This is a genomic window from Desulfovibrio sp., from assembly GCF_009712225.1.
Classification (GTDB): Bacteria; Desulfobacterota; Desulfovibrionia; order Desulfovibrionales; family Desulfovibrionaceae; genus Desulfovibrio.
Map to the genome: position 1 here is coordinate 30,238 of NZ_WASP01000005.1, position 16,714 is coordinate 46,951.

A 16,714-nucleotide genomic window follows, 5' to 3' on the forward strand; every position below is an offset into this window, starting at 1 on the left:
CAATCTAACAACCCAGACGGGTCCTTGCCCGGAAAATCAAAATAAACCGTCCCAAAGACCATCAGCGATGCACAGGCGCAGCCACACCCCATGCACCAGGCGCATACCACCTGACAAAAAGGCGTAACGCTAAGGCAGGTGCAGTCTGCGCATCTGCTCGTCGCTTATCTCAAAACGCCTCATGCACATGTCGTAGTAAGCGCGCCAGGGGAAATAGCTGGTGTTGCCCCGCCATTCGTTGTTCATCTGCGTTGCATCAGAGCGGCACTGCCGGTCGGCGGCCAAAGCCTGCTGGTCATCAAACGAAAGCGGTGCCCGCTCCTGCGCGGCGCAACCGCCCAGCGCACACGCAAGGCACAGGCAAAGCAGCACACTGCCATAAATCGCGTGTCGTTGTCGCATAGCCTGCCTCCTTTTTGCGGCGTCCTGCTACATGTCTATGCGGCTGATAACCCCGTGCACTGCGTGCACCGGCATTTTGTAAAACTGCACAAACGACGGCGCCAGTTTTTTTATGACGGCGTAAATACGCCACAGGGGCGAACTGGTGAGGATGTCTTCCACACCATAGAAAATAACGCGTGGCTTGATGCCCGCCTCTACCATTATCTGGTCGATATCGACCACTTCCATGTAACCGGCAGAGACCTCAAACACGCGGATACCATCGGCAGGATCTTCCGCGAAGCGCCACACCACGCCCGTGGGTTCATAAGTGCGCGACATGCACAGCATGATGTTCTGCTCATAAATGATGCCATTGCTGAACATGGTTTTGACAATGTAGGGCGAAACCTTGTCGAGGCTACGCAAAAAGAAGATTGCCGTGCCGCGAATGGTGTGGCCATGGGCTTTCTCCTCTGCAAATTTTCTCAAAAACTGCTCCTTGCCCATGGGCCGCATGCGCTGGTAGGCCGCCTTTTGCCCCTGGGTATAGATAAGTATGACGGAAAGCGGAATGAGCGAAATAAGAATGGACCAATACCCGCCGTGGGGGAATTTATAAAAGTTGGCGAGCAGGTAGATGAAGTCCAGCGCACATATGAACGCCGCAATCACGGCATTCAGGTGCCGCCCCTGCAGGTGGAAAATCCATACCATGAACACGCCGGTTATGGTCATGGTTCCCGTAACCGCCAGACCATAGGCGGCGGCCAGCTTGTGTGATTCGCCAAAGCCGCAGATCACCAGCACCACAGCGATAAACAGGCCCCAGTTCACAGAATTTATGTATATCTGCGAGTGCAGTTCCTTGGAGGTATAATCCACCTTGAACAGGGGCATGATGTGGGTGGCCATGCTTTGATACATAATGGAAAACAGGCCGCTGATGAGCGCTTGCGAGGCGATGACCGTGGCCAGCAGGCTGAGCACAAGAAAGGGCACGTAAAGATAGTGCGCCTGGCTGTTGATCATTTCGAACAGCACGTTTTCCGCACCGGGATTGCGGATGAGAAACGATGTCTGGCCCATGTAGCTGGCAACCAGTGCCATGAAAACAATACCCCAGGCCGCGATAATGGGTTTGCGCCCCATGTGCCCCATGTCCGCGTACAGGGCTTCACCACCTGTTGCGCACAAAATGACCTCTGAGAGCACAAAAAAGCTTACCAGACCGTTGTGGATCATGAAATCGATGGCGTACCAGGGGTTCAGGGCCTTGAGAACCTGCGGCGTCTGCGCGATGGAGACGCAGCCGGAAAATGCCAGCACGCAAAACCATATGGCCATTATGGGGCCAAAAACCACAGAAACCGCACCGCTGCCTCGCCGCTGTACGGCAAAAAGCACCAGCGTAATGGCAAGGGCCAGTCCCACAATCACAGTCTTGGGTGTTTGCTCCAGCCCGGGCACGAGAGTCAGGCCTTCAACAGCAGAGAGAATGGAAATGGCAGGCGTGATGACGCCGTCGCCTATGAGCAGCGAAACGCCCACAAAGGCCAGCACAGAGGCCAGGCCAATTTTCTTGGTAGATTTGAGCAGAGGACGCAGGATTGAAAGCAGCACAATGGTGCCACCCTCGCCGCCCTTACTCAGGCTCATGGCAAGCCAGGCATATCCCACCGTCACAAGCAGCAGCAATGTCCAGATAATCAGCGATAAAATGCCGATAAAATGGGCTTCTGTGCGCTCTGTGAGCAGAAAAATAACAGCCAGCGTGTAGATAGGGCTTGTGCCAATATCGCCGAAAACAAGGCCCAGCGATTTGATGATCGTAGAAAAAGTAACCTGCTGCGAATCCATGAGTCCTCCAAGCATTGCAGCGCACCATAAAGCACGCGGGCGCGGCTGGCAAGATGGGCCAAAAGGCCCAGCCATCGGGGGTTGGCAGCGCTTGCTGTCGCAGCCCCCTCAAAGCGCAGTGGGCATTCATCCCCTACACAAAAACACGCCGCCCCTTTCGGGGCGGCGTCACATTACGGAAGGAAAACCACTTTTACGGCAGCATCCAGTGCAGCACGTTGGACTGCAGGTAGGTGAGCACGCAGATAAAGGCCGTCATGGCCAAGCTGTGCCCAAGCGTAAAGCGGAACAGGTCGCCTTCATGACCAACCAGGTTGGTGGCAGCGGTTGCCACACTGATGGACTGGGGCGAAATCATCTTGCCGGTAACACCACCGGAAGAGTTGGCGGAAACGGCCAAGGCCGGATCCATGCCCACCACTTCGGCCGTCGAGCGCTGCATGCCGCAGAACAGGGCGTTCGAAGAGGTGTCCGAACCGGTAAGGAACACGCCCAACCAGCCCAGAAGGGGCGAGAAGAGCGGGAACAGGGGACCGGTCAGGGTGAAGGCGATACCCAGGGTGGAGCTCATGCCGGAGAAGTTCATGAGGTAGGCCAGACCCAGGATCATGGCAATGGTCAGGATGGGGAAACGCAGCTGGTGAATGGTGCGGAACAGGCAGCTGACGGCCTTGCCGAACGAGTAACCAGGCATGAAAGGCACAGAGAAGAAGCCAGCCAGCAGAATGGCCGTACCACCGGCGGAGAGCCAGTTGAACGTAAACACTGCGGGGTAGTTGGGATCTTTGCCAGCGGCCAGAATGGGGGCAGCCTTGTGCACCATGCCGTCAAGAGCGGGCCAGGAGAACTTGAGCACCGAACCGGGCACGGCGTTCAGCATGTTCTTGAACTGGGGCAGGCCCCACAGGAACACCATCACGGCCAGCACGATGTAGGGCAGCCACGCACGCAGCACTACGCCCATAGCGGGGGCAGCGCCACTCAGAGCGGTTTCCTTTTCACCTTCAAAGCGCCAAACGCTCTTGGGCTTCCACACGCGCAGCAAGAGCACCATAGCGATAATGGTGATCAGGGCCGACATGATATCGGGCAGCGTAGCGCCGTGGTAGTTGGAGAACAGGAACTGCGAACCGGCAAAGCTCACGCCAGCCACGATGATGGCGGGCAGCACTTCCATGGCGCGCTTGAAGCCGCACATGACCACGCAGAGCCACAGCGGAACAAGGATGGACAGGAAGGGCAGCTGACGGCCCACAATCTGGCTCACGTGCATTTCCGGAATACCGGAAACCTGGGCGCCGACGATGATCGGGATACCAATGGCGCCAAAGGCCACAGGAGCGGTGTTGGCAATCAGACAGATACCGGCGGCGTACAGCGGGCGGAAGCCCAGGCCCACCAGCATGGCGGCGGTGATTGCCACAGGCGTACCAAAGCCAGCGGTACCTTCAATGAAGGAACCAAAGGCAAAGGCGATAAAGATGGCCTGAAGACGGCGGTCGTCCGTAAGACGGGCAAGCGATTCTTTGATGTACTCAAATTCGCCCGATTCAACGGTCATGTTGTACACCCAGACCGCCGTGATGACGATCCAGATGATGGGGAAGAGGCCGAAAGCGGCACCGTAGCTCAGCGCGCCCAGAGCAGTGCCGAAGGGCATGCCCCACACGGCAACAGCCAGAACGAAAGAAAGACCAACGGCAAGAGCCGCAGCGTAGTGCCCCTTAGCACGGCGCACGGCCAGCATGTAAAAAAGGCTGATCAGGGGGATACCTGCCAGCAGGGCGGAAACCACAGCTCCGCCAACCGGATCATACACTTGTGTCCAAGCCATATAACAGACCCTCAACTGTTATGTGTTACTAGGGGGCGTATGGCAGTGCGGAGTCCCTTCCGTGCGACCCTGAAATACTACCCTATCCCCCTCTAAGACCATTGAGAGCGAATATAATCTTTTAGCCAAAAAAACAACACGTTTTTCCTATATTGACGACACAAAACTTAGCGTTATCGTCGCAAATTGGCGGGTAGAGCGAAATACAGGCGGGCTGCAAGGTCAAAAAAAACTCCCGGCAGATAACTTGCCCACCAGAAAAGTCTGTACTTGAGGCCGCTGTTTCGCCACGGGCGTATGGCCTCGCGGGCGGCGCTGTTGTGCCCCTCGCGCCACAGGGCCACGGCCTTCTGAAAACCAGCCCTGCGGGTCATCAGCTCCACAAGCCCCGCATATTCCTGATCATAGCCAGGGTACAATGCCCGGTGCTTTTCAAGAATCCGCAGCGTCTCGTCCGCAAACTGGCCAAATTTTCTAAAGGTCGTGTTGGCTCCGTGCACTCGCCAGAGGGTCAGGGGCTCATCCACATGGTCCAGTTCCCAATCGTGGGCGATGCGATAAAAAACGTCGGCCTCCTCGCACACGTTGAGGCTCTGGTCAAACCAGCCCCCGTTGATGCCCTGGCCGGAAGCAATCTTTTCCGCCGAAAGACTGGTCAACGCCTCGCGGCTAACCATGGCCGAAGACATGGAAATCCACTGCCGCTGCATCAGCGCGGCAAATGCCATGCCACGCTCTGGCGAGGTTTCGGCAAACAGGCGTTTGAGCACCCGCCTGCCATCAAAAATTTCCGTATCGGTAGATACCAGGCCAACGCGGGGGTTGGCTTCAAACAGGACCACCTGCCGTTCAAGCTTTGCGGGTTTCCACAGGTCGTCGCAGTCGAGAAAGGCCAGATACCGGCCCCGCGCCTGCGCCAGAGCCAGATTGCGGCCCTCGCCCAGCGGCACGATGCTCTCGCCCCTGAAATAGCGCACCTTTTCGCCGTAGCTCCGGGCTATGGCCGGGCTTTCGTCGGTCGAGCAGTTATCCCAGAAAATAACCTCAAAATCCGTAAAGGTCTGGGCCATGAGACTGTCCATGGCCTCGCGCAGGTCGCGCGAGCTGTTCAGACAGTTCATTATTACCGAGACAGCGGGGGCATTCATGCTTTTTCCTCGTTGGGTGCGGGATGTTGGGCTGCGGATGATGCTACAGGGGGCTGCCCAGACTCAGACTGATCTTGCCCGAGCTGATCTTGTCCGGACCGATATGGCCCAGTCTTTTCTGCCCCGGACTGCACAAAGGAAGCCTGCTTTTTGAAAACCCATACCTTGCACAGGGCATAGACGATGACAGGTACAAGCAGCACGGCTATTGGCATGGCCCAGGCATAGGGTACACCCGCCTGCATGAGCAGCCACACAATGGCAGAGTTACAGCACAGGCCAACTGCCTGGGTTGCCGCAAAACGCGGCAGCATGGCGCGGTGGGTGGCAATGCCTGCGCCCGCTTCCGCAGCGCGGAAGGTCCACAGGCATTGCCCGAGATAGGACACGATAAAACTGAGCGCATAGGCCAGGGCATTGCCCACCAGCGTGGGCAGCCCCAAAACGCTGACAAACAGCAGCCCCAGTAAAAAATAGCTTACCGAGGCAGCGCCGCCCACAATGCCAAAACGCACCCAGCGCTTGGCGAGAATGCCGCGCACCAGTGCCGCAATTCCGGCGCAGCCGGGTATACCCTGCCAGCCGCTAGCCACGGCTGCCTCCGCCCGCAGGGGCGGTGCCTACTTCAGTGCGGCAACCAACGCGTCGCACACGCTCTCCACGTCTTCAGTGCTCAGGGCGGGGTGCAGGGGCAAGGTCACAAGCTCGCTGTAGAGCTGCTCGGTCACGGGCAGCGACAGCGCACCGCTGCCAAAGCAGCTCAGCAGATGGTTGGGCTTGTAATGCACGCCCGTGGGAATGTCGCGAGCGGCCAGAAATTCCTTCACCGCGTCCTTGCGACCGCCCAGCACGCGCACCGGCATGATGTGGCGCACCACAAAATCCTGCGGATCTGTGCGCAGCACGACCAGCCCATCAACCCCGGCCAGCCGTTGCTCATAAATGGCTGTCAGCTGGCGGCGGGCCGGTATGAATTCAGATTCAAGACGCGAAAGCTGCACCCGGCCAATGGCGGCCATGATATTACTCATGTGGTAACGCCAGCCCTGCCGTTTTACGTCCGGATCCCACGAACGCGCACCCGTAAAACGCTTTTGCGCGTCGTTGGCCACAGAAAGCAGGCGGGCGTCAGAAGCCAGCTGCCCGGCTTCTTCATCAAAGGCGATCAGGCAACCGCCCTCGCCGCAGGTAATATTTTTGATGCCGTCAAAGCTGAAACAGACCATGTCGCCCATGCTGCCGATCTTGCGGCCGTGGCTTTTGCAGCCAAAGGCATGGGCGGCGTCTTCAACCACGCGCAGGCCTTTTTCGCGAGCAAAGCTGTAGATGGCGTCGAGCTGCCAGGGGTTGCTGGCATAGTGCACGGGCATGATGGCGATGGTGCGGGGGGTCAGACGGCGCTCGGCATCGGCAAGATCAATGGTGCCGGTATCGGCCAGCACATCGCAGGCTACCGGCGTACAGCCAGCAGCTGTAATGGCCTGAAAAGACGCCACAAAGGTAAGAGAAGGAACAAGAACTTCGGGTGTGCCGTCTACGCGACACTGTGCGGCAACGGCGTCCACGGCCAGATGCAGGGCCGCGGTGCCGGTATTGACTGTAATAACCTGACTGGGTTTGACGCCAAGATACTGCGCCACTTCTTCTTCAAAAAGGCGCACTTCGTTGCCCATGCCAAGATAGCCGTCTTCAGTAATAACGCGGCTAACGGCGCGGGCTTCAGCTTCACCCACAACGGAACGTGAAAGACGCATGGACATAAGGCCTCCTGCTGCGGCGGCATGACCGGGGTTTACAGACCGCCCGGCTGGCGTTGGCTTCAGGCTGCGCGTCGTCACTCAAAAAAACCGCAGGCACCGGGGCTTTAAAAAACCCGCCGTCCGTACAGATTCAGGGGTGCGCGCCTGGCCGCCATGCTAACCCGCATCGGCGTTCATGTCGCTCAATAACGTGTCGAGGTCAAGCAGAATGAGCAGGCGGTCTTCAAGCTTGCCCACGCCCCGAATGTACTCGGAGCCAATGCCGCACACAACAGGCGGTGCGGGCTCTACCGTAGAGGCGGGAATGCGCAGCACTTCAGAGACGCCGTCTACAAGAAAACCCACGATTTTCTGGTTAAATTCCATTACCACAATGCGCGTGTTGCCGTCGTGCTCCACCGGGTGCAGATGAAAACGCGTGCGCATGTTGATGACCGGAATAACCTTGCCGCGCAGGTTGATAACGCCCTCAATGAAGGCGGCGGCATGCGGAACCATGGTGATCTGCATGAGCCGGATGATTTCCTGAACCGAAAGGATATCGACCCCGAACTCTTCTTCGCCAATGCGAAAGGTTACCAGCTGGAGCAGGTCGCCCTCATGTTCCTGGCCAGAGCCCTGATGCGTCTCAAGCGTTGATGTCTGCACCGCGTCCATTGTGTCCGTCATGGGATGGCCTCCATGGTATAAAGGGCGTTTCAGCCCGTACACCGCCGCTGTTGCGGCAGCTTTTCACCTGTTTTGGGTGTCCGGGCCTGCCGCAGAAGCTGCGCGTCAGGTCCGGTTCTCTCACTTATCGGTTACTATGCAAAATACTTCATGCCCAAGTGCAAATTCGGGCTGCCCCACCTAGAACCACGATTCCACAAGTGTGCGCTCGTCAGAGCGCAGATAGTCAAGCCAGAGATTCTGCATATAGCTGTAATGGTTAATAAGCAGGTCTTTCAGGTTTGTTTTGTTGTGCTCCCACGGTTTTGGGCCGTGAAAGTGCACGATGCGCGCCTCATCCCTGCACTCCGCGCGGTAGGGAGGACAGTTCCAGCAGTCGTCCAGCCGCGTTATGCGTTTGCCGAAAAAATAGTTTATCAATGATTGGTCAAGGTTGCCGATGCGCGACTCGTTTTCGCGGCAAAAAGCCATAAAATGACCAATAAAGTCGCGCTTGCGCAACTTTTCAAGGTTGAACAGAGCTACGCCGCTGGAATATGTCCAGATGGGAAATGGCAGGGGCACCGTGTAGCGCGCGCCGCGAAATTTGTAAGAAAGCTGCTGGTGCTGGTGAAAAAACGGTGCCGTATACTCTCTGGCCATGCCCACATACGGCAGCTGCTGTGCAAAAAGCTCATCCAGTGGCCGATAAAAAAGTACGTCCGTGTCGCAGTAAAGCACACGGTCATCGTGGGCAAGCTCTGGCACCAGCGCAAGCTCAAGTTTGAGAAAACACCCGGCGCAGGCCTGCCCCAGAGGTGTGAATCCGCTGGGATCAAGCTGCGGCGTATAGCGCGCCACAGGGATATTTTCCGCCTTCAGCTCGGCCAGCAGAGCTGTATCGCGCCCCGCATACACGCACAGACAAGGCGCGTGCTCCCCCTGCACGGCGCGCAGGGAGCGCACCGCCACCTTGAGCAGGGTCAGATACTGAATCTTGTCGTCAAGGCAGAATACTACTTTCATGCATTCTCGCCCCGCAGGCGGTGTTGCAGGGCGGCAGACTGACCCTGAAGCGCACCGTTGTCAAAGTCCTTCACCGAGGCAAGAATGGCAGAAAGGTCTTCGGCGTATGGGGTTCCATCCACAAAGGGTATGAAACGCTCCAGCGAACTTTCCGCATTGCCCCAGTCTGTTTCCATAAGCTCCGGCAGCTCTGCCAGCAGGGCAAGCAGGGCCTCACGATGCTCCTCATCCAGGTGCATGGTGCCAGCGGTGGCCATGCTGCCCATGCCTTCAAGGCAGCGCACGCGCAGCAGCACCTCGTTCATGCTTTCTTCAAATTCGTCCATCAGGCTTTCGCTGGGCAGGGTCATGGGCAGGGTACTTTCCATGCGCCGCGTGAGGCGGCACACGCGCTCCACACCCAGGTTGGCGGCTACACCCTTTACTGTATGCGCCAACCGCGCCGCACCGCGCAGGTCGCCACAGGCCAGCAGCCCGCGCAGCTCTCTGGCACTGTCTCCGTAGTGGTCCACAAACCGCAACAGAAGTTCACGGTACAGATCATGGTTGCCGCCCACGGTGGCAAGACCGGCCTCCACGTTCACAGCCGGGCATTCCGGCTCGGCAACGGCAGCCTCGGAAGCGCGCATCATGTCGAACTCGCGGGTACCGTTTTCACTCTCCAGGGCCTGTTCGGGCTCGGCATTCTGCACAAGAGGATTGTGCTCAAGCCCGCCGGGCAGCCACCTTTCCAGAGCGGCGTAAAGAGCCGCGGGGTCAACTGGCTTGGTGAGATAGTCGTTCATGCCCACGTTCTTGCCGTCCATACGCGAAGCGGCGTCAGCATGCGCGGTCATGGCCAGAATGGGCAGACTTTCCGGGGAATACCCCAGATCACGGATGCGCCTGGTGGCCTCGAGCCCGTCCATCACGGGCATCTGCACATCCATGATCACCAGATCCACACCGCCCGCGCGCACTTCATCCACTGCGGCCATACCGTTGGAGGCCATGCGCACGGCTAGCCCTGCCTGAGAAAGAAGCTCGCTGGCAATTTGGGCGTTTATATCGTTGTCTTCCACCACAAGCACGGTGTGCTGCTGCATATCGGCAGGCATGAATATACTTTCAACCGCTTCCTGCGCTTCCTGAGCGGGCGAGGTTTCCAGCGAGCAAACAGGCTGTACCCGGACAACTGAAATTTCAAAGAAAAAACGGCTGCCCTTGCCGAGCGAGCTTGCCACGCAGAGCTCGCCCCCCAGCAGGTCAACCAGCTGCCGCGCCAGAGCCAGCCCAAGGCCAAGACCGCTGTTGGAACGGGTGAGAGATTCGTCGCCAAGGGCAAAGGGCTCAAAAAGTTTTTCCTTGAGGGCGGCGTCCATGCCGGGGCCGCTGTCGGCCACCACAAAAAGCAGACGGCAGGTATCGTCCGGCCCGTCATCGTGCGCATACTGCACGCTGCACTCCACAACGCCGTTGCGGGTGTACTTGACCGCATTATCCAGAAGTATGCGCAGCACTTCTTCCAGATGGCGCTCATCGCCCTCGACAACAGCCGGAGCGGCGGGATCAATGATAAATTTGAGCTCCAGCTGCTTTTCCAGAGCGCTGGCGGCCACACTCTGCCGCAAGAGCTCAAACAGACGCGGCAGCTGAAAGGCGCGATTTTCGCGCCGTAACAGGCCCTCATTGGCGCTCGAAAAATCAAGGATGCGGTTGACCATGTCGAGCAGCACGCTGCCCGCCTTGTTGATCTGGGAAATATAGTCGCGCTGCACCCCGCTGGGGCCAGCCTGAAGGCTCAGATAGCTCATGCCGATGATGGCGTTGAGGGGCGTGCGGATCTCGTGGCTCATGCGCCGCAAAAAATCTTCCTGTACGTGCGAGGCCTTTTGGGCCAGTTCCAGCGAGGTAAGAGCCTGAGCTCTGGCCAGCACGGCCTGCTGCTTGCTTTTGCGGGCGCGGCGTTCGGCCTCCTTGAGCTCGCGTATGCGCGTGAACAGGGTTCCCTTCATGCGCTGCAGGGCATCGAACATGCTGGCAAGCTCATCCTGATGCTGTATCTTTACCGGAGCCGGGTCGCCGCCTTCGGCCACACCTTCGGCATAACGGCTAACCTCGCCAAGGGGCTGAACAACGCGTTTCTGGAAAATATAAACATTGATCACGGCGCTGGCGGCCAATGCCAGCAGGGCAACGGCCATGGCCCAGACCATCTGCTCGAGCGGCCTTTCCTGAATCCCTATCTGGTCAAGAAAACCCCGGTACTGCGCTTCACGCAATGCCTGGGCGCTGAACAGAACCTGCTGCACTTCGCCATCCAGATTCACCCTGTCGGCCCAGGCCTGCGCGCCGCGCAGATCAAGACTGTCCCTGTCCCAGTGCGGGGGGCCGCTGTTGCCCATCGCCATGGTCACGGCAGTGTCCAGCAGGGTATCGAGATGCTTGCGCTGAACCAGCAGAGACCGCACCTGTGCCTGCAGGCCGCTGGAAAGATTGATGCGGCGGGCGGCTTCTTCAAAAGATACGCCGCGAGTGGCGGCATCCTGGGCGTCTCCGGCGCGCATCTGACTCAGAATCTGCCAGTTGGCGTAGCGTTCGGCGCTGCCGGTAAAAATAAAGGCGTGGGCTTCCTCGTAGCACTGACGGGTGTTGTTTTCCACGTCCAGAAGCAATGAATCGAGCTCGTAGTAGTTTTCGAGCGTGCGCCTGCCTTCGTGCAGACCACGGCCAAAAGCCACCAGGCAAAGCCCCAACAGCAGGAGAAGAAGCAACTGCGCAAGGTTGGATGTCTTGATAATGGTTCTGATGCTCATGCTTCTTGCTCCCGCAGGCAGAAGGCCGTACCTTCCGCCAAACCATACACCCGCAGGCGCCACCCGGCGCAATTCCAACTATGCCCGTCTGTTGAAGTATTGTACTTCTTACCATAGGCTGCGGCAAAAATCATCCGCGACCATTCTGGAGAATCCGAAAAACCACCATGCCCCCCAACTCCCCCAAACTGCTGCCCCACATGGCCCTGCTGACTGCCATGGCCTTTTGGGGCTCAACATTTGTCGTTCTGCGCATCGCCCTGTCGACCTTAACTCCCCTGCAGACGATGGCGGGGCGCATGCTTGTGGCCTGCGTGGTTTTTTTGCCCCTGTGCCCGCGCCTCTGGCGCGAGCTGAAAGAGCAAGGCCATTGGGGAACACTGGTGCTCATGGCCCTTTGCGAACCCTGCCTGTTCTTTCTTTTTGAAACGCACGCCCTGCGGCTTACCACAGCCTCTCAGGCGGGCATGATCACATCGCTGCTGCCCCTGCTGGTGGCCGCCGCCGCCTTTGCCGCCCTGCGCGAACACGCAGGCCTGCGCATGTGGATGGGTTTTCTGCTGGCTGTCTGCGGCGTTACCTGGCTGACCCTTGCCGCCGTGCCCGATGACAAGGCCACCAACCCCATGCTGGGCAATATTTTTGAAGCCATCGCCATGTGCTGTGCAGCCGGGTACACCGTGCTGGCACGGCATCTCTCCACGCAGTACAGCGCCCTGTGCATAACGGCGGTGCAGGCATTTGTGGGCATGATCTTTTTTTGCCTGCTGGCCCTTACAATCCCCGAACCCAATACCTTTGTGAGCCTTGGCAGAACCTTTCCCACCTGGGCACCGTGGGCATGCCTGCTGTATCTTGGCGGCATTGTTACCTTTGCCGGGTACGGCCTGTACAATTTTGGCGTCAAGCGGCTCTCTGCCGGACGCGCGGCGGCCTACACCAACCTGATTCCCGTTTTTGCCCTGTTGTTTGGCGTTGCGCTGCTGGACGAAAAGCTGTTTCCGACCCAGTACGGCGGCGCACTGCTCATTGTATTGGGCGTGCTGCTGAGCCAGTGGAAGGGCAAGGCCGACAAACCGGCAGAACAACCCGCCTAGGCTGCTGGCAGAATCCAAACCCGCATGCGGCGCACGGCACGGCGGGTCTTGGGCTGGCTATTGAATCAGGCCATGCCCAGCTGACCGAGAATGGCTGGCATATCCAGCGCGTCTTCCACAGCGTCCGCCAGCCTGTCCAGCTCCGGCCCCAGGCAGTAGGTCGCCAGCGGTGCCGGCGGCAGCCCGGCCTCGCTGCGCAGGCTTTGCAAAAAGGCGTGGCGAAAATTGTCCACGTCAAAAAGACCGTGCAGATAACTGCCCCATACGCGCGCACGGCCCTGCGCATCGCAGGTTCCCCAGCCAAGGGGCTGCTCCTCGCTGTCTGCCATGACCACGCGCACTTGCGCCTGCGACGGCAGACCGGAGCCTTCGACGGCAGACACAACTGCCGTCTGCCCGTGATGGATCTCGTACCCGCACACAGATTGTCTCTCCACCCCCGTCAGGCAGGGATGCACCCAGCCGCATGTGCGGCGCAGCCGCTTGGCCGCCAGCAGTTTGGTGCACAGGGGCAACAGGCCAAGCCCTGGCTCGCAGCCGCCCTCTTCCAGCCCCAGCGGATCGGAAATTTCAGCGCCAAGCATCTGCAAGCCTCCGCAAATGCCCACCACGGCCCCGCGACCCTGTTGCTGACACCGGTCGGCAAAGCCGCGTACGCAATCGGCCAGCCCGCTACGCAGCAAAAAACGCAGGTCATCCACCGTATTACGGCTGCCGGGCAGAATGACCGCATGCGGCTCGCCCCAGTGTTCGGCGCTACGCACAATGCGCAGGCGCACCCCCGGTTCGTCGCGCAGGGCATCAAGATCGGTGGCATTGCTCAGATGTGGCAGGTCGGGAACCACAATATCCAGCAGCCCGTATTCTCCCTGAGCCGCACCCGCGTACAGGCCCGGCGTCAGCCCCTGCTTGAAGCTCACGGAATCTTCTTCGGGAAGGCGCAGGTTTTCGAGCATGGGCACAACGCCCCAGAAAGGCTTGCCCGTGCGGCGTTGCAGCATGCTCAGGGCCGGATCGAGCAGGCTGGCGTCGCCGCGAAACTTGTTGAGAATAAAGCCGCCAACCCTGCTCCGCTCTGCACGGGTCAGCAGGGCCATTGTTCCCGCAAGTGCCGCAAAAGCACCGCCCCGGTCGATATCGGCCACAAGGGCCACCAGCGCGCCCGCATGGCGGGCCATGCGCATGTTTACAATGTCGTGCGCTTTAAGATTGATCTCTGCAGGGCTGCCCGCGCCTTCCAGCACCATCACGTCCATGCCTGCGGCCAGACTGTTGTAGGCACGTCGCACGGCCTTCCAGGCGGTGGGCTTGTAGCGCAGGTACTCGGCCACGCGCATCTGGCCCACGGGCTCACCCAGTACAATCACCTGTGAACCCGTGTTGGAGGTGGGCTTGAGCAGCACGGGGTTCATGCGCACGTCTGGCGCAAGACCACAGGCCGCCGCCTGCAGGACCTGGGCGCGGCCCATTTCCTTGCCGTCGCTGGTCACAAAAGAATTCAGGGCCATATTCTGCGCCTTGAAAGGCGCAACACGCAGCCCGCGCCTCGCAAGCAGACGGCACAGGGCTGCCGCCAGCAGGCTTTTGCCCGCGTTTGAGCAGGTTCCCTGAACCATCAGGGCTGGAGGTAGGGTCATGGGCAGGGTGTGCGTTTGCCCGCCGGTTGATGTGTGCAATCTTTCAAGCCCCATGCGGATATGTCTCCCCTGCGCCTGCGGCCCCGGCCATATGCAGTGCTGATCAAAATTGTCATTTTTCGGCAATATATGGTTTGCAAAGCATGACCGCAACCGCGATTTATCATGCATTTCAGACATACCTGCCGTCCGGTTGCTTCTTCGCCTTGCGCTACTAGCGGGGTTTTCGTATAAAAGAAACAGTGGTCATATCCATACCCCGTTGCCGAAAGGCACGGTCAGTTTACGCGGCCGCCAGGGCCGCGAATACCAGCGGAGATTCAATGAAGCGCATTTTTATATGGATTCTGGGCGGCATTGCCCTGCTGGCTATTGCTGCGGTCGTACTGATCAGCCGGGTGGACACGGACTTTGTGGTGCGGCAGATAGCCGATGCCACAGCCAAGGCCACCGGCCAGCCACTTCAGTTCGACACTCCGCCAGGAATTTCCTTTTTCCCTCCCGGCGTCCACTTCGGACAGGCCCACTGGGGCAATGCGGATGAAGCCCAGGGCATGGCCATTGCCGTCAAAAGCGGTATGGCACAGCTGGAACTGAGCCCCCTGCTTACCGGTAATGTGGTCGTGCGCGAAATTCGCCTCGACAGCCCGGTAGTCGAGATCCGCGAGAGCAAATCCGTAGCCCCGGCAGAAGCAGCGCCCGAACCGCCCAAGGCCGACACCACAAAGCCCTCTACCGCCAAATCCGGGGCATCCAAGCCCAGTGCGGCCAAATCTGGCGCTCCCAAAACAGACGCTCCGCAGGCAAACGCCACCGCAACCACCGACCAGCCTGCTCCTGCGGCCAAACCCGCCACGGAACCGGCCACCCTGCCCATTGAACTGAAGCGCCTTGTGCTGCGCCAGGGTTCGGTCACCTATACAGACGCTGCCGGGCAGATTCTGCGCATCAAAGACGTCAACCTTTCTGTGGAAAACCTGCGCATAGGGCAGGAAGCCACAGTGCAGTGCGACTTTTCCTTTGCACTTGGCGGCAAGCAAGCCAATGCGGCCACAGAAGCCAGCAACCTTTCTGGCACCATGGCCTTTACATCACGCCTACGCTATTCACCGCCGCAGCTGCTTTTCAGGCAGACCGCGCTGACCGTCACCCCGCTGACCGGTGCACTGCCCAAGGAGGCTGGCCCCCTGCAGCTGACCTGCGAGGGCATGCTGCGCCTTACCGACATGCACCTGCAGCTAACCAGAGCCCTGCTCAGCACGCCCCAGGCCCGCATGACCATGTCGGGCGAGGCGGCGCTGAACGCACCCACCTTCAACGGAACGCTGGAAATCGAGGGGTCGCCCCAAAAGCTGGCCGCCCTTGCGGGGCACAAGATCAAAACCGCACCCAGCAAGGATGAACTGCGTTTCCGAACCATACTCCGCTATGTTCCCAACGCCATGAATCTCAGCCAGATGCAGCTGCAGGTGGACGATATCACCCTGCGCGGCGGTCTGCGTTTTGAATTTCCGGCAGATGCCCCTCTGGGCATAACCGCCGATGTTCAGGCCGGGGCCATCAACCTTACGCCCTACCTGCCCGCTGAAGAAACCCACGCTGCTGGCAGCAAGGCGCAAGATGCCAAGGCCACCTCGAGCGAGGCCGATGCCGCACGCGCCAAAAAGGCAGCCAAGCCCGATGCCGAAGCCGCGCAAAAAATGCCCACGCTGGACATACGCGCCAAGATTGCGGCCATCAGCAAGGGCGGCCTGCAGATCAAGGATATTGTGCTGGCCATCAAGGGCGAAAAAGGGCGCTACTCCCTCAATTCCCTTACTGCCGGTATTGGCAGCGGCGGCAGCATCAAGGCCACGGGCAGCATGAACATGACCAATGAGACATGCGCCATCAAAGCTCTTGTTGCCGACGTGGATCTGGGGCCGCTGCTGGTGGCTCTGGGCAAAACCCGCACCGTGGACGGCATCGGCATGCTGGACACAGAGTTGACCATGGACTGCGGCGGTGCTGCTGAGGCGCGTCAGAGCCTGACAGGCCGTGGCCTTGTTGAAATTCGCCAGCTGCACGTTCCAGCCATGGCAGAGCTTGGCAAAAGCCTGCCCATGCTTGCCAGCAAGGGAGGCCCGCTGCCCGACCGCTTTGATCTGGCCCGTGCGCCCTTTACGGCCAAAAACGGCGAAATCAACGCGGCCCCCATTACCGTGACCTCTTCAAGCCTCAACGCAGCTGGCAAGGCTCACATCAGCCTGCCCCGGCAGAACATCGAAGCGAACATGGACATCAAGACCCTGGGCCTGACCATTCCGGTGACGGCCAAGGGACCGCTGAGTGATATTTCATACGGGGTGGATCCCAAGTTTGCCCTTGATATGGCCAAAACCCTGCCAGGTTCACTTTTGAACACCGGCAAGCAGGCGGGCGGAGCCACCAAGGATGCCGCCAAGGGAGCAGAAGGCCTGCTGCGCGGTATTATAGGCCGCTAACAGGACGCAAGCCAAGGCTTTACCGGCTGTTCTGCAGCCCTG

Annotated in this window: 12 protein-coding genes; 2 read left to right on the forward strand and 10 right to left on the reverse strand. The window is 59.3% G+C overall.

Translation table 11 applies throughout. The annotated features are described in order from the left end of the window. Window positions 1-129: 129 nt before the first annotated feature. From F8N36_RS04015 to F8N36_RS04055, 9 genes are all read right to left on the reverse strand, one after another. Complete coding sequence (locus tag F8N36_RS04015) at window positions 130-402, reverse strand: hypothetical protein (protein ID WP_291331513.1); 273 nt, start codon at window positions 400-402, stop codon at window positions 130-132. Between the two features lie 27 nt (window positions 403-429). Beyond that, a complete protein-coding gene (locus F8N36_RS04020; protein ID WP_291331514.1) occupies window positions 430-2,244 on the reverse strand; it encodes a KUP/HAK/KT family potassium transporter in 1,815 nt (604 codons plus the stop codon). Between the two features lie 193 nt (window positions 2,245-2,437). Beyond that, window positions 2,438-4,078: a lactate permease LctP family transporter gene (locus F8N36_RS04025; protein WP_291331515.1), complete on the reverse strand. Its 1,641-nt coding sequence runs from the start codon at window positions 4,076-4,078 to the stop codon at window positions 2,438-2,440. A gap of 173 nt (window positions 4,079-4,251) precedes the next feature. Further along, window positions 4,252-5,226: a glycosyltransferase family 2 protein gene (locus F8N36_RS04030; RefSeq protein ID WP_291331516.1), complete on the reverse strand. Its 975-nt coding sequence runs from the start codon at window positions 5,224-5,226 to the stop codon at window positions 4,252-4,254. Further along, entirely contained in the window at window positions 5,223-5,819 is a 597-nt protein-coding gene (locus tag F8N36_RS04035) for a GtrA family protein (protein ID WP_291331517.1), read from the reverse strand. Before F8N36_RS04035 ends, F8N36_RS04030 begins: the two co-directional genes overlap by 4 nt. 27 nt (window positions 5,820-5,846) lie before the next feature. Further along, on the reverse strand, window positions 5,847-6,986 hold the full coding sequence (locus F8N36_RS04040) for a DegT/DnrJ/EryC1/StrS family aminotransferase (RefSeq protein WP_291331518.1): 1,140 nt from the start codon (window positions 6,984-6,986) through the stop codon (window positions 5,847-5,849). Window positions 6,987-7,142: 156 nt separating this feature from the next. Further along, on the reverse strand, window positions 7,143-7,643 hold the full coding sequence (locus tag F8N36_RS04045) for a chemotaxis protein CheW (protein ID WP_291331787.1): 501 nt from the start codon (window positions 7,641-7,643) through the stop codon (window positions 7,143-7,145). A gap of 192 nt (window positions 7,644-7,835) precedes the next feature. Further along, on the reverse strand, window positions 7,836-8,660 hold the full coding sequence (locus tag F8N36_RS04050) for a glycosyltransferase (protein WP_291331519.1): 825 nt from the start codon (window positions 8,658-8,660) through the stop codon (window positions 7,836-7,838). Further along, window positions 8,657-11,455, reverse strand: coding sequence for a response regulator (locus F8N36_RS04055; protein WP_291331520.1), 2,799 nt, complete (start codon window positions 11,453-11,455; stop codon window positions 8,657-8,659). The genes F8N36_RS04050 and F8N36_RS04055 overlap by 4 nt, the downstream gene beginning before the upstream one ends. Window positions 11,456-11,622: 167 nt before the next feature. Between F8N36_RS04055 and F8N36_RS04060 the strand changes: the two genes are divergently transcribed. Continuing rightward, on the forward strand, window positions 11,623-12,552 hold the full coding sequence (locus tag F8N36_RS04060; protein ID WP_291331521.1) for a DMT family transporter: 930 nt from the start codon (window positions 11,623-11,625) through the stop codon (window positions 12,550-12,552). Between the two features lie 65 nt (window positions 12,553-12,617). On the opposite strand, the gene F8N36_RS04065 is transcribed toward F8N36_RS04060, so the two are convergent. Continuing rightward, the gene (locus F8N36_RS04065; protein ID WP_291331788.1) at window positions 12,618-14,189 is read right to left on the reverse strand and encodes a cobyric acid synthase; all 1,572 of its coding nucleotides are present in this window, start codon (window positions 14,187-14,189) and stop codon (window positions 12,618-12,620) included. A 323-nt stretch (window positions 14,190-14,512) separates the two neighbouring features. On the opposite strand from F8N36_RS04065, the gene F8N36_RS04070 reads away from it, so the two are divergent. Continuing rightward, window positions 14,513-16,672 carry an AsmA family protein gene (locus tag F8N36_RS04070; RefSeq protein ID WP_291331522.1) on the forward strand — a complete coding sequence of 720 codons (2,160 nt, stop codon included), beginning with the start codon at window positions 14,513-14,515 and terminating at the stop codon, window positions 16,670-16,672. Window positions 16,673-16,714: the final 42 nt, after the last annotated feature.

Excerpts from the sequence above, each read along its gene's own strand:
- F8N36_RS04015 (WP_291331513.1), bottom strand. The coding sequence starts at position 402 with ATGCGACAACGACACGCGATTTATGGCAGTGTGCTGCTTTGCCTGTGC.
- F8N36_RS04020 (WP_291331514.1), bottom strand. The coding sequence starts at position 2,244 with ATGGATTCGCAGCAGGTTACTTTTTCTACGATCATCAAATCGCTGGGC.
- F8N36_RS04025 (WP_291331515.1), bottom strand. The coding sequence starts at position 4,078 with ATGGCTTGGACACAAGTGTATGATCCGGTTGGCGGAGCTGTGGTTTCC.
- F8N36_RS04030 (WP_291331516.1), bottom strand. The coding sequence starts at position 5,226 with ATGAATGCCCCCGCTGTCTCGGTAATAATGAACTGTCTGAACAGCTCG.
- F8N36_RS04040 (WP_291331518.1), bottom strand. The coding sequence starts at position 6,986 with ATGTCCATGCGTCTTTCACGTTCCGTTGTGGGTGAAGCTGAAGCCCGC.
- F8N36_RS04045 (WP_291331787.1), bottom strand. The coding sequence starts at position 7,643 with ATGGACGCGGTGCAGACATCAACGCTTGAGACGCATCAGGGCTCTGGC.
- F8N36_RS04050 (WP_291331519.1), bottom strand. The coding sequence starts at position 8,660 with ATGAAAGTAGTATTCTGCCTTGACGACAAGATTCAGTATCTGACCCTG.
- F8N36_RS04055 (WP_291331520.1), bottom strand. The coding sequence starts at position 11,455 with ATGAGCATCAGAACCATTATCAAGACATCCAACCTTGCGCAGTTGCTT.
- F8N36_RS04060 (WP_291331521.1), top strand. The coding sequence starts at position 11,623 with ATGCCCCCCAACTCCCCCAAACTGCTGCCCCACATGGCCCTGCTGACT.
- F8N36_RS04065 (WP_291331788.1), bottom strand. The coding sequence starts at position 14,189 with ATGACCCTACCTCCAGCCCTGATGGTTCAGGGAACCTGCTCAAACGCG.
- F8N36_RS04070 (WP_291331522.1), top strand. The coding sequence starts at position 14,513 with ATGAAGCGCATTTTTATATGGATTCTGGGCGGCATTGCCCTGCTGGCT.